Genomic DNA, 21,391 nt, shown 5'->3' with positions numbered 1-21,391 from the left:
GATACTCACTATCCTATATAAAAACCAGTAAATGAAATATCCTTTACTCATTGCTTTATCATTGTTCGTATCATGGAAGGGGTATGCCCAGGAAATTATTCGGCCCGTTCGATTAAAAAGCGGCACCCTTAAAAAAAACATCAACCTTCGAAACGATCTTCATTTTTCCGACTCACTGGTTAAGTATCGTTTCAAAAACAAGTTTTATACCCTTATACAATTTTCAAAACTGCCCAATGTGGCCGAGCGGCAAGCGCTGGCCAGCGAAGGCATTTTGTTGTATGATTATATCCCCGATAATACCTTTTTGGCCGAAATAAATGACCAGCTTACACCAGGCCAGCTTAAAAAAAACATTATCAGTGGCGTTTATACATTAGATGCAACAACTAAAATTGAACCCACATTAAAACAACAACTCGCTGCATCGGTACAGGACCCCGACAAACTAATTGCAGTAAGCTTTTTCGGTAACGTTGATAAAGGAACGGCCATTGCCCAATTAAAGCAGGCCGGCGCTCAAATTATTGAAACAAAAATTCAACCTGAGCATGTTGTATTCATCAGTGCCACTACAACTGTTGTTAATAAAATTGCTACACTGCCATTCGTTGCCTATGTAAGCAGCCAGCAAATGAAACCCGTATCGCTTAACCACCGTAGCCGGGCCGCCCATGGTGTAGATATTCTTAACTCTCCTACCGGCCGTAACCTGCAGGGCACCAATGTTACCCTGGGTCTTGGCGATGATGGCGACGCCAGCTTTCACATTGATATTTCGGGCCGGCTTATAAATCGTACTCCCACTGTAGCGGCCGCGCATGCCACAGCTACTATGGGCTCTATGGGTGGAAGCGGTGTAATATACCAGCGATACAGAGGTATGGCGCCCAAAGCCACCATGATTGGGCAATACTTTAGCGATATACTTGTCAATACGCCTTACTACGTTGCCGATTTTGGTATGGTGGTCACCAATAACTCATACCATTCTGCAGCAAACGGATGTATTGGCCAGGGCGATTATGATGTATTGAGTTATTACGTTGATGCGCAATTGAACAATTATCCTAACCTGCTTCACGTATTTGCTTCGGGAAACGATGGCGCCTTAACCTGCTCACCCTACCCCAATTCGTTCGGCACCGTTAAATCGGGTTTTCAAACAGGTAAAAACGTATTAACTGTTGGCGCCGTTGACAACACCAACAACTACGCACAGCCCAATTTTTCGAGCAAGGGGCCGGTTGATGACGGCCGGTTAAAACCCGAGATCGTTGCCGGTGGAAATGCCATTGCCACCACCATGAACACAAACCTTTACAACACTTTATATGGCACCAGCTTGGCCTCACCGGCGGTAGCCGGCGCATTGGGCCTGCTTTATGAACGCTACCGTCAGCTACATGGCGGCGCCAACCCAACCGGTGCTTTGATTAAAGCAGTAACCTGTAATACAGCTGATGACCTGGGTAATTTTGGTCCCGACTTTAGCTTTGGCTTTGGTAACCTGAATGCGCGCAAAGCTGTTGAGGCGCTTGAGAACAACACCTACTTCAACGGTATGGTAAATAATGGCGGTTCGCAAAACTTTACAATAACCGGCGTACCGGCAGGCACCACGCAAATAAAGATCATGCTGTATTACAGCGACATTGCAGGTACACCTTATGCAGCCACCACCCTTGTAAACAACCTTAATCTTACCGTAACGGGGTCAGATGCCATATTACACCGCCCATTGATACTCGATCCTTCGGCACCAAACGTAAACAACGTTGCCGTTGAAGGCATTGATAACCGGAATAATATTGAACAGGTTGTAATAAACAATCCGCCGGCCGGCGATTTTTCAGTTACCGTAACCGGCGCCAATGTACCAATAGGACCGCAGAATTTTATAGTAACCTACGAGGTTATAGCACCAACCTTCGAAGTATTGTATCCTATAGGCAACGAACCACTGGTTCCGGGAGAGCTTGAGGTAGTTCGCTGGACAGCCAACGATGCCAACACCACCCCTTTTACCTTAGAATACTCTATTGATAACGGCAGTAACTGGACCGTTATTGATAACAATGTACCCGCCGACTCACGAACATACGCATGGACAATGCCTAACACGCCCACCAATACTGCATTGTTTCGTGTAAGCCGTAACGGTACCAGCAACACTGATGTAAGCGACAATACATTTTCTATAATGCAAATGCCGGTGCTTACTGCTACCAATACATGCCCTGGTTACATAGACCTTAGCTGGGGTACGGTACCAGGAGCCACCAGTTACGACGTAATGATGTATAAAGGCACCGACATGAGCGTGGTAACAAACACCACCGGCAACAGCTATTTACTGGGCGGGTTAAACAAAGACAGTACATACTACGTAGGTGTACGCGCCAATATGGGTAGTGTACAGGGCCGGCGTTGCCGCTCCCAGATAATTGTTCCTTCGGGCGGCGCCTGCGCATCACCTACTTTTGATAACGACCTTACAACCAGCGCACAGGTGGCACCTGTTACCGGCCGCATGTATGCAACATCACAATTGGGAACAGTAGCGCCGCAAATAACAGTTAAGAATGCAGGTAGCACGGCTGTTTCAGGCACCTTCAACGTTACTTACCAGGTAAACAACGGCACGCCCGTTACGGAGCCTACAACACAAAATATTGCCGCAAACGGCACCTATACCCATACGTTTGCGACCACATACAACTTCTCTGCCATAGGAACATACACTATAAAAAGCTGGGTAACTTATACCAGCGATCCATTTCATACCAACGACACTCTGGTTACAGTAGTAAAACAATTGCAAAACGACCCAATTGTTTTAAGTCCAAACTTTACCGAAGGCTTTGAAAGCGCTACAGCCAATGCATATACCAACGGCACACGTGGCTTCGATGGCCTCGACCGCTGCGATTTCTTTGCCAGCAGCACCAATGGCCGGGCCCGCACTTTTGTAAATACAGGAATAGCCCGAACCGGCAATCGGGCGGCAACACTCGACCAAATAAGCAACCTGGGTATTATTCAATCAGACAGCCTTATTACAACATTCAACCTGAGCAGCTACACCTCCACTGATCAAATCTGGTTATCGTTCTACTTCAAAAACCAGGGTATTGATTTCTCTGCCGCTAACAACAGAATATATATCAGGGGTAATGAAAACAGTGCATGGCTACCCGTGTATACCCTTCCTTATAACTCTGCCGACTTTGGCGTTTACCGGGCAGCTACACCGGTTAACATAACCGAAACGTTAGCGAATGCCGTACCCGCACAAACCATAAGCAGCACCTTCCAAATAAAGTTCTGCGAAATGGGATACCGTTCTACCAACTCGGTTGTAATTGATGGTAACCTCGACGATGGTTATACGTTTGATGATATTACCTTAACGCTTACTACCAATGATGTAAGTCTTATGCAACTACTGAACCCTGCCGGCAATATATGTGCACTCAGCGGAACCGAACCCATAACAGTGCAGATTAAGAACTATAGTACCGGCACACTTACCAACGTACCTGTTTCGTACCAGATTGATAACGGCACTACGATTACAGAAACCATCCCTACAATAAATGCCGGCCAAACGGTGAATTATACCTTTACGCAAAGAGCCGATCTTTCGGCTTACAAGGTGTACGACTTTAAAGCCTGGGTGGCTTTAGGTACAGATACCTATCATGTTAATGACACCATCACAACCAACTTCCGTACCTCACCTCAAATTACCAGCTTCCCCTACCTCGAAAGTTTCGAGAGCAGCGATGGCAACTGGTATACCGGAGGCTTTAACAGCAGCTGGCAATGGGGCACACCAGCCAAAACCATCATTAACAAAGCAGCAAATGGAACAAAAGCATGGGTAACCAGTTTAACCGGCCTTTACAACAACAACGAGTATTCATACCTGTACTCACCTTGCTTTAACCTGAGCGGCTTAACACAACCGGTATTATCGTTTAGCCACATCTTCAGAACAGAGGATAATTGTAATTGCGATATTCACTGGCTTGAATACAGTACCGATGGTGTGAACTGGATTAAATTAGGCACCACCAGCGGTGGCACCAACTGGTACGACGCCCCAAGTTACCAGTATTGGCAAATGTCAGATACGCGCTGGCATGTAAGCAGCTTTGATGTGCCTGTTAAAACAAGCGCAGTACGCTTTAGAATTGTTATGTATGGCGACCCCGGTGTAACCTATGAAGGTGTAGGCATCGACGATATACATGTATTTGATAAAGCAGCCATTTACAGCGGCGCCAACATCACCAGCGGATTATCGCAGGCCGTAAGCGGTAGTAACTGGATCCATTTTAACTCAGGCGGCAACCGCGTGGTTTCAATAAACCCCAACGGGCAAAATCTGGGCATTACCGATGTAAGGGTTTACTTCAACCCAAGTGGTACGGTACGTAACGATACCAAACAATACTACCTCGACAGGAATATAGTTATTCAACCAACAAATGCACCATCGGCTCCTGTAACCGTTCGTTATTATTTTCTGAACACAGAAACAAATAACCTGATAAATGCTACAGGTTGCGGAACCTGCAGTACCATCACCGACGCCTACGCTGCGGGAGTTACCAAATACAGCAATGCCCCATCGGAAGAAAATGGTACGCTGGCCGATAACACCAATGGATCATACACCTTCATTACACCATCGAACGTTGATATAATTCCATACGACAATGGTTATTATGCCGAATACCAGGTAAGCAGTTTTTCAGAGTTCTGGATCAATAGCGGTGGCCCCGGTCAAAACCAGCCATTACCAATGGTAATGGGCATGTTCACTGTTACAAAGAGCAACAACACAGCCCTGCTACAATGGACCACATTGGAAGAAACCAATACGGCCGAATTTGTTATTGAAAAAAGCACCGATGGCATAAACTATGAAGCAATAAGCAGCATAACAGCAGGCGGCAACACCACCACAGAAAGCAAGTACCAGTTTACCGATAAACAACTGGCAGCTGGCATCAACTACTATCGCATTAAAACAGTTGATAAAGATGCGAAGTACAACTTATCGCCTGTACGCTCAATAAGCAATTCAGACAATGATTTCACCGTCAGCCTGCAGCCCAACCCGGTTACAAAAGGTGTAGCATATATTAACACCTCTGTAAATTGTAACCGTATTGAGTTACGCGATGCTACCGGGCGCATGATAAAAACAGTGAACGTAAAAGGCACCCACAACTCAATATCAGTTGATGGGCTTACCAAAGGAGTATATTTTCTAAATTTGTTTACCGATAGCGGCTCAAAAATTGAGAAGCTGTTTGTTGAATAGCATAATATAAAATCTCAATACACCAGGCGGATACAAAGCACATTGTATCCGCCTTTTCTTTTGCGTTCGGCGATTTCATTAATTTTGCTTTTCAAAAATCAACGCATTGAAGCAGCAAGGGATTCCCGCGAACAGTAAGAAAACAGCAGGATGGTTATGGTTCTTAACAGGCGTAGGCTTTTCTATACTTTGGCCTTCCGCAGCAGTAGCAACCAAATTCGGTTTACAGGTTGCACAACCATTTGTAATTTGTATAGTACGTTTCTTTATTGCAGGTTTGTTAATGGTCATCATTTCACACGGCATCTTACGCAAGCGTCTTCCGCAAAAACACGAATGGAAACAGCTGGCCATTTATGGCTTGCTCAACATCTCGTTATACCTGGGACTGTATGTGCTGGCCATGCGAAATGTATCGGCCGGTTTGGGATCACTGGCCATTGCCACCAACCCGGTACTGTTCAGCCTTATGAATGCACTCATTTTTGGTAAACGCTTACGAACCATTACCGTTGTAAGCCTTATACTATGTATGGGCGGGGTATTACTGGCCGCCTGGCCTTTGTTCAAAAACAGTTATGCAACCCCCGGAGGTATTGCACTGCTCATGCTCTGCATGGTCATATACTCAGCTGGCATCATTTATTTTTCGAAGCAGAGTTGGGAGAACATGCATATACTAACCATCAATGGCTGGCAAACATTACTGGGTGGCGTGTTCTTATTGCCATTTGCCATTGCCACATACCACCCGGCTAAGAATATATGGGGTTTACAAATGCTTGCGCCCATTCTATGGCTGGCAATACCCGTATCTATCATCGGCGTTCAACTTTGGCTATACCTGTTGAAAGACAATGCAGTAAAAGCTTCCTTCTGGCTTTTCTTATGCCCCGTATTCGGTTTTATAATAGCCAGCGTAATGGTACAGGAGCCCATTGGCATATTTACAGTAGTTGGCATGCTATTGACTTTAGCAGGCCTGTACCTGGTACAGAAATATAAATCTGAGTAGTGTTTCCTTAATTCGTAAGCTCAATTTCCCGAATCCGTAAGCCCTTTTGGCGGCGGAAAGGGAACTTTGCGCAAGGATTTGCGCAAAAGTCAAAAAATGGGACTTATTTGTTGCAGAAGCGCCATAAACACAACTATTTAAGCGCTTAAGGTTTTGCCAGGTCCTTGAAAGCTCTTTTTATGAGTGTACACAGTTAGGGCCATCTAAGGGTTTTATTTATCCCCGGCAAACAGTATGCGTATTTTTTTGCTGTTTAAAGGTTTTAGTGGAACTTTTTATGGTCATATCACAATAATAGCCTTTACCTGGTTGTGTTCATTGAATTTCAACCACAATACAGCCAGGTGTTAAGGCTCTGATTAGTGGGTCCCGTCATTGGCGGGACTCTTTTTATTTTACAATAGCTGGCTATGACGTTGAAACAAATTTTTGGCAAACTGCACCTGTGGCTGGGAATAGCATCGGGACTGGTAGTATTGATAGTTGCAGGCACTGGCATTCTGTTGGTTTTTGAAGATGAGCTGGACGAATGGGCCAATCATGATTTTTATTTTGTAACCGTACCACCCAAAGCGCAACGGGTAACGATTGACAGCATGATGCATTCAGCTGCGGCATTTAATCCTTCGTTAAAGATCACGCGTATATATGCTGAAACACAGGCGCCCGAACGCTCTGTAGTGTTTTATGCCAAAAAGAATAAAACGCAAACCTGGCATATTGCCGTGAACCCTTATACCGGCAAGGTGATTGAAGGCGTGAATTATAATAAAACCTTTTACGGTGTTGTATTGAACCTGCACCGTACGCTGTGCATGAATGAAACGGGGAAAGCCATTACCGGCGCCTCGTGCTTTATATTCGTATTCATGGTTATTTCGGGTATTGTTCTATGGTGGCCCAAACGCTGGCATATTTTAAAACAACGTACCCGTATTGCCTGGAAATCGAAATGGAAACGCCTTAACTGGGACCTGCATGCCGTGGGTGGTTTTTATGTTCATATTGTATTGTTCTTTATTGCCGTTACCGGACTTACCTGGTCGTACCAATGGATGAACAATGCAATTTACCTGGTGTTCGATGGCAAACCCATGAAAAAAACAGAAGCGCCTGTAAATACGGTTAAACAACCCATACAGGCCGGGTTTTATGAATCATTGTACCAGCAAACCAATAACAGGCTTCCCTATAAAGGACGCGTTAGCATGTTATTGCCCGAAAAAGACAATCTTTCCATTACCGTTAACAAAATGAACCGCGAAGCTGCGGTGAATAATATTGCAGATGCACTGTACTTTGAAAAAGGCACTGGCCGCATCTTAAAGGAAACCATGTTTAAAAACTCAAGCATGGGAAACAAAGTGCGCCGGATGGTGTACCCAATTCACACCGGAAGGTTGTATGGATGGCCCACCCAGATAATTGCGCTAATAGCTGCTATTGTTGCCTTTAGCTTGCCTATTACCGGATTGCTGATTTACCTGGGGCGCAGAAAAAAGAAGAAAACAATGGTCGTTAAAAAGCCTGTACATACAGTTGTAAAGCAGGAAGAGCCTGTAGTGGTGTAGCAAATGTGTCGTATATTCACCGTTTGCGTTCTTTAAACCACCACCACTTAATGACAGATAGCGAACAGAACGAACCTGACCTTCTTGAGATATGCGTTGAATTCCTGAACGAAATTGGTATTGAAACTTCCTATAGGAGAATCAGCAATAAAAGTTTTCTTCCCGGACTGTTGATCAACAACGGCATGATCATTATTGACAAAGAAGCACTGGAACACCCCGGCGATATTTTACACGAAGCCGGTCATATTGCAGTAGTGCCGGCTAACGACCGGCCACGATTATCGGAGCGAAATATTCCTACCAGAAAAGACCGCGAAACAGAGGAGATCATGGCTATTGCCTGGTCGTATGCAGCCTGTATGCATTTACTAATAGATCCATATTTCGTTTTCCATGAAAAAGGTTACCGGGGTGGTCGGGATTATATTACAGAAGGCTGTCGCCTGAAAAGTTATGTTGGCCTGGCTATGCTCGAAAGAATAGGATTGACCGTAAATGAAAAAAAGGCCCACCAGTTAAACATTCCATCTTACCCTCATATGACAAGATGGTTGCGCGCCTAAACGCAGCCGGTTATTGATTTGGGAAACGCCCGCCCTTCTTCAACGGATCGAGCAAAAAGGTAAGCCCGTTCGATTTTATCTCAAATATGGTCTCAAGCAATACGCCCAGTTTACCTTTGGGAAATCCCTGTTTTTTAAACCAGGCCAGGTAAAAATCGGGCAGGTTGCATAACAAGGTTCCCTTATACTTTCCAAAGGGCATTTTCATTGATACCAATTGTAACAAGATCTCAGGATCGGGGCCTTCGCCGGTTGTCATATAACTCTCCGTTTTATAATAAATACTTTGCGGCAGGCAAATTATTAAAATATTGGTTGAAGAACAGCTAAGCACTAACAGGTTTTCTTCCCAATAATTTAATAAAGCGAAAATGTGATCTTACAGCAAGATTAAAAGACGAGATACAATTATAGGGAACATTGAACTCTTCGCATTTCAATTTTACTATTTTACTTATAGCCGGATAATGAATATGGCTGATGCGGGGAAACAGATGGTGTTCTACCTGGTAGTTCAAACCACCGGCAAACCAGGAAACCAGTTTATTATCAGGGGAGAAATTTGATGTAGTCTTTAATTGGTGAATGGCCCACTCGTTTTCGATAACTGTTGTTTCGCTAAGCGGAGCAAATGTAAATTCAGTTTCTTCTACCACATGCGCCAGCTGAAAAACAATAGCCAGGGTAAAACCTAAACCTACATGCAGGCTTAAAAAGAAAACCAGCCACTGTTGCCAGCCGGTAAGAAGAATGGGCAGCGCTATATAAAAGAAAACATATAACACTTTACTGATCCAGAAAATAACATGATCCTTTGTTTTCATTTTCTGCAACTCGGTATTATGCACTTTCTGTTTAAAGTATTTTTCAAAGTCCTGGAACAGGATCCAGACCATAGAACTGATAGCATACAACAAGGGTGTATATAAATGCTGTATCCGGTGCATAGGTACCCATGGTTGTGAACTGCACATTCTTATAAACGGCGACTTTGCTATATCATCATCTATACCATCAACATTAGGATAGGTATGGTGAATGATATTATGTTTATGCCGCCAAATAAAACTGTTTCCGCCCAGCGCATTCAATGTTAAACCCAAAGTATCGTTCACCCAGCTTTTTGATGAATAGCTACCATGGTTGGCATCGTGCATTACATTAAATCCTATGCAGGCCGATAAAAACCCCAAAACACTACCAATTAAAATGGTTGTTACAACAGGTAATGAAAAGCTAATGGCAATGAGGTATAATGCAATAGAAGCTGCTATTAAAATGATGGTTTTGGAGTACAGTGCCCAATTACCAGTTTTCTTTAAGTTCTTTTCTTTAAAATAGCTGTCTATAGCCCCTTTAAGTGATTGAAAGAATACAGCATTTTTGTTATTGAAGACGACTTTAGACATTCAGTAATTTTAAACGGTTTAACGGTTAAATATACCTTTTATTCCGGTGCGGCATCAATATTAAATAGTTAAACCCGTAATGCCCTCAAATTACAGCGTTCAGTAAGTATTACTACTTACTGAACTCAGAGATCAATAAAGAATTATAAAGCTTGTTCTTACTGGTATGCTCATTAAAGAGGGCACAATACAACATTAGTACCTCACCTTTTTTCGCTTCTTCTTTTATTGCTTTTAATATATTTTGTTGAACCGGCATCCATATTTTCTGATCCCCTACTTTAATTAAGGTTTCTGATTTTATCAGGTTATCTATTTGCGCCGGATCGCCGCCAAACCATTTATGAACCCGTTTTACAGAGCTTAACACTGCTGTATCTATTTTTCTTGTTTCGTCCATATACTCTGCCTCAAAGCGATACTTGCCTGTACGAACATAATAAGGTGGTATTTTAGGGTCCTTTTCAATACTGTCGGCATATTTCTTTTCGGAAGCCAGCATATCGAGAATATTAACCTGGGGATAATTCTTATTCCAGGTAGCCCAGTATTCGTCTTCGGTTTGGGCCTGGGCGGTGAGCTTAAAAAGGAACAACAGAAAAACAAGAGTAAGTGGCCTCAGCATTTTTTTCGTTTGGTGCAAATTTAAACATGATTACCGGTATGCAACAACGTTCATGCCTGTGCCTTGAATTGCAACAACCTACAAATGCCATGAATTTCGCCAGCTTGTGATAAGGCTTTCAATATATTTTCGACTCTTTAAATTTTTGATGGCTTTTTCTCTCTTTATTGCTTCGCCCCTACTAGTAAATATTTCAAAATATACTAATCTTAAAGGCCGTTTTGAAGCAGAATATTTACTAAAGCCATCAAAATGTTTTGACATTCGCCTATCTAAGTCATCACATTGCCCTATATAAAAAGAAAAGTCCTTCAAACTTTGAAGGACGTAAACATAAAATTTTTCAAGTTGCATAGCATAGCTTTTTAATAATTGCTACTATGCCCTAAACCAATACCGAATCTTAATTTTTGCAGAGAGGAAGGGATTCGAACCCTCGATACGGTTTCCCGTATACACACTTTCCAGGCGTGCTCCTTCAACCACTCGGACACCTCTCTGTATATAAAACATATTGTAACCAATATTCTCACGTTCTCCCGTATACACACTTTCTCCCGATGAAATTGTCCCGACAAGTCGGGATTCAACCACCCGGACACCTCTCTGTATATAAACCATACTATAACCCAATATACTCACTTTCCCCCGTATACACACTTTCTCCCGATGAAATCGGGACTCCTTCAACCACTCGGACAAGTCTCCTTTTTAAGGGGCAGCAAATGTACACCATCCGTTCTTAGGCCCCGAATATTTTTTTTGCGTTCGCCGTAGTAATGTTTGCCGCCTCTTCTACCCTTATTTCTTTTACCTCGGCTATCTTTTCTACCACATATTTTAAATAGCTGCTCTCATTTCTTTTACCCCTAAAAGGCACCGGTGTAAGGTACGGGGCATCGGTTTCAAGCACAATATGGTCGAGGGAAAGGGCTTTTATCACTTCGCGTAAATGGGTATTTTTATAAGTTACCACACCTCCTATTCCTAAATAAAAGCCAAGATCAATGATTTGCTGCGCCTCTTCCAGGCTGCCGGTAAAGCAATGAAAAATACCCCGCAAATTGCCTTTCTGGTGCTCTTTCACAATTTCTATACTATCAGTCATCGACTCCCGGCTATGTATAACAATGGGAAGCTGGTACTCCAATGCCCACTCAATTTGCTGGTGAAACGCTTCCTTTTGGGCATCTATAAATGTTTTATCATGATAGTAATCGAGCCCTATTTCCCCAACCGCTTTAAATGGCCGTTTTGCCAGCCATTCACCTACCAAGGCCAGCTCCTTTTTATAATCTGCCTGTACCGAACAGGGGTGCAGCCCCATCATGGCAAAGCATTTACCCGGGTAATCCTGCTCCAGTTTCAGCATAGCATCTATCACTTCACTGTCGATCCCCGGCAGGTAAAATCGCTGAACGCCTTCATTTTCAGCCCGCTCAATTACAGCTTTAATATCCTTTTCAAAATCACGCCCATATAAATGGCAGTGAGTATCAATTAATTGAAGATTCATATCGGCGGCAAAATTCCCAAAAAAATTATGAATCTTTTAAACTATTTAGTACCCATTTCGTCATATCAGGGTAATTTAGTTTATCATAATTGGTTTTAATTTGTTTTATGAAAACTACGTCGCCACTAACTGGCTTGCTGGTAGCAGTAATAACTACCGGATCTCTTTTTTCATCGTGTAAAAAAAACGATGATGCCTCCGGTACGGCCGGCAAAACTGAATTTGCCACCATGAGCGCTCAATCTGATGCTGCTGCCGAAATGGTATTTGAAGATGTTTTTGATAATACCATGGGAGTAAGCGCTGAAGTAGGCATTGGCGGAACCGGCGTTTTTGGCCGGGTTGCTGTTACACCAGGCAGTACCAACCGCATGGAAGGTGTTGATTCAACCGCTTGCTACTCAGTGGTTACCAAGCAACTAAGCACGCTTCGTTTTCCATTACAAATAACAATAGATTTTGGAGGCGGTTGTACCGCCCGCGATGGCAGAACACGTAAGGGCAAGATCATAATTGTTTACACCGGCCACCTCGCTATTCCTGGCAATTCGGCTACCGCTACGTTCGACGGCTATTCGATCGATAATGTTAAAGTTGAAGGAACACACAAACTCACTAATACAGGTACAACTGATAAAAAAAGCTATACTACACAGGTTATCAACGCCAAACTAAGCCAGGCAAACGGTAATTATGTGTTATGGAACAGTGAAAAAACGATAGCCCAGGTTGAAGGTGGCGCTACACCACTCATTGGGCTCGATGATGTGTATAGCATTACCGGCCAGTCGGGTGGCTCGGTACAGATTGATAGCAAGTACTTTCAGTGGTCAACCGCCATTATTACCCCGCTCACCAAAAAGTTTTCTTGCAGGTGGATCTCCCGGGGAACCCTTAGCTTAAAGAAGGGAAATGACGCAGTGGCAGTGCTCGATTATGGCTCCGGAGCCTGCGACAACAAGGCAAGTTTTACAGTAAATGGCCAGGTTCAGGAAATTACTTTGCATTAATCAAAAAAGTTTATACCTTTAATTCAGTTTTCATAGGGTACGGATTAAAAACGGGCCAGGGTGTCTACCCAGGCCCAACTTTTTTTAAGGACATACTGTCGCAAAGACACACATATATCTACCCAAACCGCCCTTCTTTTTACCGGCTTATGGCTTCAAAACGATAGCCTTTTTCACTAAAATATTTAAGCGTTTTTGGCAGTGCTTCCTGCAAACGGGGGAATGCTTTTTCGCTATCATGAAAAACAACTATTGATCCCGGTTGGGCATTTCTGATCACATTTTGTGAACAGGTTTCTGCTGATAGCTTAACATCAAAGTCGCCACTTAGTACATCCCACATGATTATACTAAAGTTGCTGTGCATGGGAGAATTTCGGATACCCGTCAACAGCTTTACCTGAAAGCGGGTGATCTTTCCGTATGGAGGTCGAAAAAGATTGGAGTCGATGTATTTTCCTGCAGCCAGAATACTTTGCAGGTATTGCTCATCGGTAACCTTCCATCCATTCAAATGATGATTGGTATGGTTGCCTACCCGATGGCCTTCATCAAGTATGTTCCTGTAAATATCAGGATGCGCAGCAACGTTTTTACCAATGCAAAAGAAAGTTGCTTTTGCATTGTACTGTTTTAATTGCTCAAGCACAAATGGAGTAACTACCGGGTGCGGACCATCGTCAAACGTGAGATACAATATTTTTTCTTTGACGGGTATGTCCCAAACACAACGCGGATAAAGCTTCTTCAGCCACCAGGGAGTTTTTACAAAATATAGCATGCTATCATCCTCTGCAACAAAAATAATTGAAATTACTGTGCGTAACCGGTAATGTGTACTACTTTCTCCTTGTATTTATACATCTTACCGTTTTTTTTAAGGTGTGCTTCCTGCGATGCCTCACTTGTAAGTATAGGGTTCAGGTACTCTTTTACTTTTTCATCTTTTATCACTGGCGCACTGCCCCCAGATATTGCTTCTTCAATATAACCATGCAGTAATGGTTGCAGTTCGCCATAAAATAAATTATTACCGGCATAAATATCACAGCCTATTACTTTATCACCGCTCATGCAAACAAAACCGGTTACAGTGCTATCGGCATTCTTAAATTTTTCATTGAAGTAATGCAGGTATTCATTTTGGGCCGGTGTATATTTTTTATCGTTACGATGCGCCAGGTAAGCCAGCGTTGGTGCGTTGGTGCCGTTATTATTTATTTGCGAAAATATTTCTTTCCATACAAGCACCTGGTTATTCGATTGGCCAAGCACTTTTCGTAAAGCGGGACCAGCATAATTGTTGTATTGAAATTTTTTCTCCTTATCGCTCCACCTTCCTTCTTCAACACACATTACCGGAATATACTGATCTTTGGGCGATGGGGGCAGAATGGTATCTTTAGACACCATCCTGTCTTGCCGGCCGCCTAACATAATTTCGCCAGCACCTATATACACACTTTGCTTTCCATTATTATTGATCCGCAACCAGTGAACATTTTCTGTTGCGGCAGTACCACGTTCGCTTACCACCACCGAGCCATTGGCAATACCCTGGCTCAACGATACCACACCAGGCATTACTTTGGCGGCGCCACCATAACCCTTAGGACGAATGGGAATAATTTTTAAGTTCTTATACGTCCAGGCACTGTCATAATCAACGTACAGGTTTTGATACGTTAACTGGGCACCGGCTATTTTATATATAAGCAGCAAACTGAGGAAGATCAGCCTTTTTTGCATAGGTTAAAGATACAAAAGCAGAATTAGCTAATGTGATAATTCGATAATGTGCTAATGAAATACAGCCTCCGGCGGCCAGTACCTAAGCCTATCGCCCTCATTAACCTGTCAACCCGTTAACCTGTCAACTATTAACTTATCTTTGCGAGCTATGGCAAAAAAAGTAAGGGTACGATTTGCACCCAGTCCAACAGGCGGCCTGCATTTAGGCGGTGTAAGAACGGTTCTATACAATTATTTGTTTGCCCGCCAGCAAGGCGGCGACTTTGTGTTGCGTATTGAAGATACCGACCAAAGCCGTTACGTGCCGGGCGCAGAAGAATACATTTATGAATGTTTAAAATGGTGCGGGCTGGCGCCAGACGAAAGCCCCCTGGCCGGCGGTCCCTTTGCACCTTACCGCCAAAGCGAACGCAAAGAATTGTACCGGCAGTATGCCGAGTTCTTAGTGCAGGAAGGAAAAGCGTATTACGCATTCGACCGCACCGAAGAACTGGAGTCGTTCCGCGAACGGTTTAAAACAGCCGAAAATCCATCACCACAATACGATCATAAAGTGCGCCAGCAAATGCGCAACTCATGTGCTCTTACATTTGAAGAAACAGAGCGCATGCTGGCCGATGGCGTGCCGCACGTTATTCGCATTCGCATGCCGGAAAATGAAACAGTGACCTTCACCGATATGATACGTGGTGAAGTTAGTTTCAATACCGGCCTTGTGGATGATAAAGTATTATTGAAAGCCGATGGCATGCCTACCTATCACCTCGCTGTGGTGGTAGACGATTACTTAATGAAAATAACCCATGCCTTTCGTGGTGAAGAATGGCTGCCCAGTGCCCCCGTTCATGTTTTATTATGGAAATATTTAGGCTGGGAAGCAGATATGCCGCAATGGGCGCATTTGCCGCTGATTCTAAAACCCGATGGTAATGGCAAACTCAGTAAGCGCGATGGCGATCGCCTCGGTTTTCCGGTATTTGCTATGAACTGGACGGTACCAGGCACAAATGATCTTACAAAAGGCTTTCGCGAACTGGGCTTTATGCCCGAAGCATTTGTAAATATGCTGGCCATGCTTGGTTGGAACGATGGTACCGACCAGGAGCTGTTCACCCTAGATGAACTGAAACAAAAGTTCTCGATGGACCGTGTGCACAAAGGCGGCGCTAAATTCGATTTCGAAAAAGCAAAATGGTTCAACCATGAATGGATAAAGAAAAGTGATGTAGCCCGGCTGAAGACCGATGTAAAACAGATCTTTGGTCAGCATGGAATAACTGCAACTGATGAAAAGCTTGATAAAGTAATAGCACTGGTAAAAGAGCGCTGCACTTTATTAACCGATTTTGTTGAGCAGGCAAAGTTCTTTTTTCAAACCCCACAACAGTGGGACCTGGATGCTATAAAACCCAAATGGAACGATGCCAAGCAGGCATTCTTTGGTGATGTAATCAGCTATTTTCAAAATGCAACCAACTGGAATGTGCCCACCGATCTTGAAAACGGGTTTAAAGAACTGGCGGCAGCTAAACAAATAAAACCCGGTGAAGTATTATTGCCATTGCGTATAATGCTTGTAGGTGGCAAGTTTGGCCCGGGGGTGTTTGATATTGCGGCTGTTATTGGGAAAGAAGAAACGGTGCTTAGAATTAAGGCTGTGTTGGAGAAATTATAGTTTCTGGTGTATTGCTTGCAGCTGCAAGCCACAAGCTTCAAGCTGCAAGCAAATACATTTACTAATCATTAACCCTTGCTGCCATGAGAAATTTTAAGGATTTGAAGATTTGGCAAAATGGTATTGAAATAGCTATTAAAACTTATCGAGTAACAGCAACGTTCCCTCAGGAAGATAAATATGCTATTGTTCAGCAAATGAATAAAGCCGGAGTTTCAATTCCCTCCAATATAGCAGAAGGCAGCAGCAGAAAAAGTGAAAAAGATTATTCAAGATTTATTGAAATCGCTCTGGGTTCTGCTTTTGAACTGGAAACCCAAATTGTAATAGCCGAGCAATTGAAAAAAGGGAACCAACAATTATTACAGGAACTAAAAACTGCCTTACTCGAAGAACAGAAAATGCTCACAGGATTTCAAAATGCTCTTAATACAAAAAATTTCCAATAGTTCTGTATTTTGCTTGTGGCTTGCAGCTTGGAGCTTGCGGCTTTTCCTTCAGCTTTAGCCTTTATCCTTGCTTCTTAAACACTAAAAACCTCTATGGGTAGCTACCCACTCCCCTATATACTGCGCAATCTCAGTAGTAGGCGTTCCCGGTGCAAATAACTTTCCAACGCCTATATCATTCAATTGCTGCATATCTTCTTCGGGAATAATACCGCCGCCGGTGAGCAATACATCATCCATCCCCTTTTCTTTCATTAAAGCCACCACTTTAGGAAAAACGGTCATGTGTGCGCCCGACAATATACTAATGCCAATAGCGTCCACGTCTTCCTGTAAGGCAGCATTCACCACCATCTCAGGCGTTTGCCGCAGTCCGGTATATATTACCTCCATACCGGCATCACGCAAAGCAGTAGCTATAACTTTGGCCCCCCGGTCGTGCCCATCGAGCCCTACTTTGGCAACCAATACCCGCAACGGTCTGTTTACTTTCTGATTCATGCAAGCAACTTTTAAGTATTCAAAAATACACCAAAACGCTTCATTATCCCATAAATGCATTTCAGCACCCCTTTTACACATTACAACCGGACATGCTTTTGCCAGCCCAAAATTGTTTGCATTTTTGACCCATCAAAATAACAAACACGATACAACTTACTTAAACATATTATCAGGACAGGTTCTCTTATCAGATGTGGCAGCCTTTTTCTAAAGGCTGCATTTTTTTGTGGTAACTTACGTACCAATATAAAATCTGTAACATGTATTCTGCAATAACTACATCTAATGAAAATGGCATTCTGCTCATTACCATTAACCGGCCCGATAAATTAAATGCACTGAACAAGACCGTTCTCGATGAACTGAACACGATCATTGATGAAGTATACAGTAACAACAGTATCAAGTCGGCCATCATTACCGGGGCGGGCGCAAAGGCATTTGTTGCCGGCGCAGATATCAGCGAATTCCAGGGTTTAAAACATAGCGAGGGTATGCACCTGGCACAAAAGGGCCAGAATATTTTCAGGAAAATTGAAGACAGCCCCAAACCCATTATTGCAGCAGTTAACGGATTTGCGCTGGGTGGTGGTTGTGAGCTGGCCATGGCCTGTCACTTTAGAATTGCTTCGGATAATGCTAAATTCGGTCAGCCCGAAGTAAACCTGGGTCTTATACCTGGTTATGGTGGCACACAACGCTTAACGCAGTTGATAGGTAAAGGAAGAGCTATTGAATTACTTATTACCGGCAATATGCTCAATGCAGCTACCGCCCTGCAATACGGTCTGGTAAATTATGTAGTTCCGCAGGAAGAACTGCTTACAAAAGCCCGCACCATATTGGAAGTTGTAAATACCAAAGCGCCACTGGCAGTTGGCCGTTGTATAAAAGCTGCCAATGCCGTTTTCGATCAGTCCCAGGATGGCTTTATTGAAGAAGTAAAACTATTTGGCGAATGCTTTGCTACGCAGGATATGGTTGAGGGAACTACGGCTTTCCTTGAGAAAAGAATGCCTGTTTTTAAAGGGAAATGATTATCACGATATGTAAGCTAGTGGTAAATGGTAAGTGGCGAGTGGGAATACAGCTGTCGCGGAAGGTAGCGAATCGCGAAAATAAACCCCACTAGCCATTCACTACTAGCCACTAGCTATTTTCCGCAAACGTTTGTCGTTATTATCTTCAGCTACTTTACTTAACTTGGGTTCAATACATGGAAAAGAAACTCCCTACCATAAAGGAAATAGCCCGCCGTTTGAACATTTCCGCCTCTACGGTATCTCGTGCATTACACGATCATCCCAGCATTGGGTTACGTACTAAAATGGCGGTAAAAAAACTGGCTGCCGAACTTAATTACGAACCCAACCAAACAGCCATTTTCTTTAAACAGCGTAAAACTTTTACCATTGGGCTGGTGCTGCCCAATTTGCGGGAGGAGTTCTTTTCAGCCGCCATCAACGGCATTGAAGATGTAGCGCTCGATCACAATTACATTGTACTTATTGGCCAAAGCCACGACGACCTGGCCCGCGAGCAAAAACTGGTAGAGAGTATGAAGAACCACCGCGTTGATGGCATTATTGCTTCTATCAGTAGCAGCACCACACACATTGAGCACTTTGAACAAATGAAGAACTATGAAATTCCCGTAGTGTTCTTCGACCGCGTACCCGATGCCAAAGACATTCATTCGGTAAGTTGTAATTTGTACGACAGCTCGGTTGAAGCAGTGGAATGGCTAATAAAAAACGGCCATAAACGTGTTGCCTTTTTGCAGGGCCCATCTACCCTCAACATGAAAAATGAACGGCTCGATGGGTATATGGAAGCCCACAAAAAACACAAATTACCGGTTGATGAGTCGCTGATCGTTAGCACCGATCTTTCGCTGGAAGGCACCCAAAAAGCTATCGATTCCTTACTGCAACTCAAAAAACGACCTACCGCCGTTCTTAGCTTCAATGATTATGTAACACTCGACGCCATTCAGTACGCAAGGCAAAAAAAGCTCACCATCAATAAAGACATTTGCTTTGTAAGCTATGCCAACGTGCCGGTAACCCAGTATGTTGAATATCCCCCGCTGGCCTCAGTTGAGCAATTCCCATACGACCAGGGCGTAAGCGCCACTGAATTGCTGTTTAGGCTTATAGAAAAGAAAACGAGCAGGTTAGAGGCGCCTTATGAGAATATTGTATTGAAAAGCGAGTTGATTATCCGGTAGATGCAGGTACCGGTTACCTGTCACCAGTTGCCGGGGTCTGAACCCCAAAACTCAAAATAAGACTCCGCAAGTCTGCCTTTTGGCGAGAGTTTCGAAATTAGGGAACCGGAAACCGGGAACCCACTCACTTTCGAATAAAGGAAAAACTGCTTTCCACAGCAAATCTTAATGCGCAGGAACCCCTTCCCCCATCCATCCTTCAACTTTCACCCGTATTTTTGCGCAAATTTTATAATATGGAATTCCGGATAGAAAAAGATACCATGGGAGAAGTGCAGGTGCCTGCCGATGCCCTGTATGGCGCACAAACTCAGCGCAGTATTGACAACTTCAGAATTGCACAGGATATCAATAAAATGCCGAAAGAGATCATCCGGGCATTTGCTTACCTGAAAAAAGCGGCGGCCATCACCAACTTCGAAGCGGGTGTTCTGCCTAAAGAAAAATGCGATGTAATAGGTGCGGCGTGTGATGAGATCCTGGAAGGAAAACTCGATGCGTATTTTCCCCTGGTAGTTTGGCAAACCGGTTCCGGTACCCAAAGTAACATGAACGTAAATGAAGTGGTTGCCTACCGTGGCCATGTTATGAAAGGTGGAAAATTGACCGACAAGGAAAAATTCCTTCACCCCAACGACGATGTAAATAAATCACAATCGTCGAACGATACCTTCCCTACCGCAATGCACATTGCGGCTTATAAAATATTGATCGAAACCACTATCCCCGGTATTGAAAAATTACGCAATACCCTGGCGGAAAAAAGCAAACAGTTCATGCATGTGGTGAAAATAGGCCGTACGCACTTTATGGATGCTACGCCGCTCACCGTAGGGCAGGAGTTCAGTGGTTATGTATCACAACTCGATCATGGTTTAAAAGCCATTAAGAACACCCTTGCGCACCTGAGCGAACTGGCCCTTGGTGGTACTGCTGTTGGAACCGGCATTAATACCCCGGCTAACTATTCAGAGAATGTAGCCAAACACATTGCCAAACTCACCGGCTTACCTTTTGTTACTGCTGAAAATAAATTTGAAGCACTGGCTGCACACGATGCTATTGTTGAAGCGCATGGTGCGTTGAAAACAGTTGCTGTAAGCCTTATGAAAATAGCCAACGATATTCGTATGCTGTCTTCGGGCCCACGCAGCGGTATCGGCGAATTGTTCATTCCCGATAACGAGCCCGGTTCTTCTATCATGCCTGGTAAAGTAAACCCAACTCAGTGCGAAGCATTGACCATGATCGCTGCACAGGTAATGGGTAATGACGTTGCCATTAGCATTGGCGGCGCCAACGGCCATTTTGAACTGAACGTGTTCAAACCCGTTATGATCTATAACTTCCTGCACAGCGCCCGTCTTATTGGCGATGGTTGTGTAAGCTTTAATGATAAATGTGCCGTAGGTATTGAGCCTATTGAAGCCAACATTAAAAAGCACGTTGATAACTCACTGATGCTGGTAACTTCACTCAATACCAAGATCGGTTACTATAAAGCAGCCGAAATTGCACAAAAAGCCCATAAAGAAGGTACTACCCTTAAAGAAATGGCAGTGAAACTGGGTTACGTTACCCCTGCTGAATTCGACGAATGGGTTATTCCAAAAGATATGGTTGGAAAGATCTGATTAGATTGAAACTAAATACTTCAAAAAGGCCATCGTGAATAACGGTGGCTTTTTTAGCTTAAAGCCAAAAGGCTAAAGCCTAAAGCAAATACACATT

At 43.6% G+C, this 21,391-nt stretch carries 18 protein-coding genes and 1 tRNA gene; 10 read left to right on the top strand and 9 right to left on the bottom strand.

What is annotated here, in order from left to right:
* The first annotated feature begins 31 nt into the window (after positions 1–31).
* From GGD38_RS25475 to GGD38_RS25460, 4 genes are all read left to right on the top strand, one after another.
* Positions 32–5,338 carry a S8 family serine peptidase gene (locus GGD38_RS25475; protein WP_375296780.1) on the top strand — a complete coding sequence of 1,769 codons (5,307 nt, stop codon included), beginning with the start codon at positions 32–34 and terminating at the stop codon, positions 5,336–5,338.
* A 106-nt stretch (positions 5,339–5,444) separates the two neighbouring features.
* Entirely contained in the window at positions 5,445–6,353 is a 909-nt protein-coding gene (locus tag GGD38_RS25470) for a DMT family transporter (protein ID WP_375296781.1), read from the top strand.
* 410 nt (positions 6,354–6,763) lie between these two features.
* Positions 6,764–7,924 carry a PepSY-associated TM helix domain-containing protein gene (locus GGD38_RS25465; RefSeq protein WP_375296782.1) on the top strand — a complete coding sequence of 387 codons (1,161 nt, stop codon included), beginning with the start codon at positions 6,764–6,766 and terminating at the stop codon, positions 7,922–7,924.
* Between the two features lie 50 nt (positions 7,925–7,974).
* The gene (locus tag GGD38_RS25460) at positions 7,975–8,490 is read left to right on the top strand and encodes a hypothetical protein (RefSeq protein WP_375296783.1); all 516 of its coding nucleotides are present in this window, start codon (positions 7,975–7,977) and stop codon (positions 8,488–8,490) included.
* 10 nt (positions 8,491–8,500) lie between these two features.
* Here the strand turns inward: GGD38_RS25460 and GGD38_RS25455 are convergent, their stop codons facing one another.
* From GGD38_RS25455 to GGD38_RS25430, 6 genes are all read right to left on the bottom strand, one after another.
* Entirely contained in the window at positions 8,501–8,749 is a 249-nt protein-coding gene (locus GGD38_RS25455; protein WP_375296784.1) for a DUF3820 family protein, read from the bottom strand.
* Between the two features lie 67 nt (positions 8,750–8,816).
* Positions 8,817–9,899, bottom strand: a complete 1,083-nt coding sequence (locus GGD38_RS25450; protein WP_375296785.1) for a fatty acid desaturase family protein — start codon at positions 9,897–9,899, stop codon at positions 8,817–8,819.
* 112 nt (positions 9,900–10,011) lie between these two features.
* Complete coding sequence (locus tag GGD38_RS25445) at positions 10,012–10,524, bottom strand: hypothetical protein (RefSeq protein WP_375296786.1); 513 nt, start codon at positions 10,522–10,524, stop codon at positions 10,012–10,014.
* Between the two features lie 78 nt (positions 10,525–10,602).
* On the bottom strand, positions 10,603–10,878 hold the full coding sequence (locus GGD38_RS25440) for a GIY-YIG nuclease family protein (protein ID WP_375296787.1): 276 nt from the start codon (positions 10,876–10,878) through the stop codon (positions 10,603–10,605).
* Positions 10,879–10,937: 59 nt separating this feature from the next.
* Positions 10,938–11,024 (bottom strand) — tRNA-Ser (locus GGD38_RS25435).
* A 242-nt stretch (positions 11,025–11,266) separates the two neighbouring features.
* Positions 11,267–12,040 carry a TatD family hydrolase gene (locus tag GGD38_RS25430; protein ID WP_375296788.1) on the bottom strand — a complete coding sequence of 258 codons (774 nt, stop codon included), beginning with the start codon at positions 12,038–12,040 and terminating at the stop codon, positions 11,267–11,269.
* Between the two features lie 107 nt (positions 12,041–12,147).
* Between GGD38_RS25430 and GGD38_RS25425 the strand changes: the two genes are divergently transcribed.
* Positions 12,148–13,050 (top strand): hypothetical protein, encoded by a 903-nt coding sequence (locus GGD38_RS25425; RefSeq protein ID WP_375296789.1) that lies wholly within the window; start codon positions 12,148–12,150, stop codon positions 13,048–13,050.
* Positions 13,051–13,189: 139 nt separating this feature from the next.
* Here GGD38_RS25425 and GGD38_RS25420 read toward each other — a convergent pair whose 3' ends face one another.
* Together GGD38_RS25420 and GGD38_RS25415 are read right to left on the bottom strand one after the other, a co-directional pair.
* Positions 13,190–13,831: a polysaccharide deacetylase family protein gene (locus GGD38_RS25420; protein WP_375296790.1), complete on the bottom strand. Its 642-nt coding sequence runs from the start codon at positions 13,829–13,831 to the stop codon at positions 13,190–13,192.
* 32 nt (positions 13,832–13,863) lie between these two features.
* Positions 13,864–14,799 carry an ARPP-1 family domain-containing protein gene (locus GGD38_RS25415; protein ID WP_375296791.1) on the bottom strand — a complete coding sequence of 312 codons (936 nt, stop codon included), beginning with the start codon at positions 14,797–14,799 and terminating at the stop codon, positions 13,864–13,866.
* Positions 14,800–14,950: 151 nt separating this feature from the next.
* On the opposite strand from GGD38_RS25415, the gene gltX reads away from it, so the two are divergent.
* Together gltX and GGD38_RS25405 are read left to right on the top strand one after the other, a co-directional pair.
* Complete coding sequence (gene gltX / locus GGD38_RS25410; protein WP_375296792.1) at positions 14,951–16,477, top strand: glutamate--tRNA ligase; 1,527 nt, start codon at positions 14,951–14,953, stop codon at positions 16,475–16,477.
* Between the two features lie 83 nt (positions 16,478–16,560).
* The gene (locus tag GGD38_RS25405; RefSeq protein WP_375296793.1) at positions 16,561–16,926 is read left to right on the top strand and encodes a four helix bundle protein; all 366 of its coding nucleotides are present in this window, start codon (positions 16,561–16,563) and stop codon (positions 16,924–16,926) included.
* Positions 16,927–17,007: 81 nt separating this feature from the next.
* On the opposite strand, the gene GGD38_RS25400 is transcribed toward GGD38_RS25405, so the two are convergent.
* The gene (locus tag GGD38_RS25400; RefSeq protein WP_375296794.1) at positions 17,008–17,427 is read right to left on the bottom strand and encodes a cobalamin B12-binding domain-containing protein; all 420 of its coding nucleotides are present in this window, start codon (positions 17,425–17,427) and stop codon (positions 17,008–17,010) included.
* Positions 17,428–17,690: 263 nt separating this feature from the next.
* On the opposite strand from GGD38_RS25400, the gene GGD38_RS25395 reads away from it, so the two are divergent.
* The 3 genes from GGD38_RS25395 (at position 17,691) to fumC (ending at position 21,294) form a co-directional block, all read left to right on the top strand.
* Positions 17,691–18,467, top strand: a complete 777-nt coding sequence (locus tag GGD38_RS25395) for an enoyl-CoA hydratase/isomerase family protein (protein WP_375296795.1) — start codon at positions 17,691–17,693, stop codon at positions 18,465–18,467.
* 179 nt (positions 18,468–18,646) lie between these two features.
* Complete coding sequence (locus GGD38_RS25390; RefSeq protein ID WP_375296796.1) at positions 18,647–19,660, top strand: LacI family DNA-binding transcriptional regulator; 1,014 nt, start codon at positions 18,647–18,649, stop codon at positions 19,658–19,660.
* 236 nt (positions 19,661–19,896) lie between these two features.
* Entirely contained in the window at positions 19,897–21,294 is a 1,398-nt protein-coding gene (gene fumC, locus GGD38_RS25385) for a class II fumarate hydratase (RefSeq protein ID WP_375296797.1), read from the top strand.
* Positions 21,295–21,391: the final 97 nt, after the last annotated feature.

It is taken from the genome of Niastella sp. OAS944, assembly GCA_024809215.1.
Classification (GTDB): domain Bacteria; phylum Bacteroidota; class Bacteroidia; order Chitinophagales; family Chitinophagaceae; genus Niastella.
Note: the sequence above shows the minus strand (reverse complement) of the source record. Positions and strands in the feature narration are given on the sequence as shown.

Bases quoted from the DNA above. Each gene is read 5' to 3' on its own strand.
- GGD38_RS25475 (WP_375296780.1), top strand. From the start codon at position 32: ATGAAATATCCTTTACTCATTGCTTTATCATTGTTCGTATCATGGAAG.
- GGD38_RS25465 (WP_375296782.1), top strand. From the start codon at position 6,764: ATGACGTTGAAACAAATTTTTGGCAAACTGCACCTGTGGCTGGGAATA.
- GGD38_RS25460 (WP_375296783.1), top strand. From the start codon at position 7,975: ATGACAGATAGCGAACAGAACGAACCTGACCTTCTTGAGATATGCGTT.
- GGD38_RS25455 (WP_375296784.1), bottom strand. From the start codon at position 8,749: ATGACAACCGGCGAAGGCCCCGATCCTGAGATCTTGTTACAATTGGTA.
- GGD38_RS25450 (WP_375296785.1), bottom strand. From the start codon at position 9,899: ATGTCTAAAGTCGTCTTCAATAACAAAAATGCTGTATTCTTTCAATCA.
- GGD38_RS25445 (WP_375296786.1), bottom strand. From the start codon at position 10,524: ATGCTGAGGCCACTTACTCTTGTTTTTCTGTTGTTCCTTTTTAAGCTC.
- GGD38_RS25440 (WP_375296787.1), bottom strand. From the start codon at position 10,878: ATGCAACTTGAAAAATTTTATGTTTACGTCCTTCAAAGTTTGAAGGAC.
- GGD38_RS25430 (WP_375296788.1), bottom strand. From the start codon at position 12,040: ATGAATCTTCAATTAATTGATACTCACTGCCATTTATATGGGCGTGAT.
- GGD38_RS25425 (WP_375296789.1), top strand. From the start codon at position 12,148: ATGAAAACTACGTCGCCACTAACTGGCTTGCTGGTAGCAGTAATAACT.
- GGD38_RS25420 (WP_375296790.1), bottom strand. From the start codon at position 13,831: ATGCTATATTTTGTAAAAACTCCCTGGTGGCTGAAGAAGCTTTATCCG.
- GGD38_RS25415 (WP_375296791.1), bottom strand. From the start codon at position 14,799: ATGCAAAAAAGGCTGATCTTCCTCAGTTTGCTGCTTATATATAAAATA.
- gltX (WP_375296792.1), top strand. From the start codon at position 14,951: ATGGCAAAAAAAGTAAGGGTACGATTTGCACCCAGTCCAACAGGCGGC.
- GGD38_RS25405 (WP_375296793.1), top strand. From the start codon at position 16,561: ATGAGAAATTTTAAGGATTTGAAGATTTGGCAAAATGGTATTGAAATA.
- GGD38_RS25400 (WP_375296794.1), bottom strand. From the start codon at position 17,427: ATGAATCAGAAAGTAAACAGACCGTTGCGGGTATTGGTTGCCAAAGTA.
- GGD38_RS25395 (WP_375296795.1), top strand. From the start codon at position 17,691: ATGTATTCTGCAATAACTACATCTAATGAAAATGGCATTCTGCTCATT.
- GGD38_RS25390 (WP_375296796.1), top strand. From the start codon at position 18,647: ATGGAAAAGAAACTCCCTACCATAAAGGAAATAGCCCGCCGTTTGAAC.
- fumC (WP_375296797.1), top strand. From the start codon at position 19,897: ATGGAATTCCGGATAGAAAAAGATACCATGGGAGAAGTGCAGGTGCCT.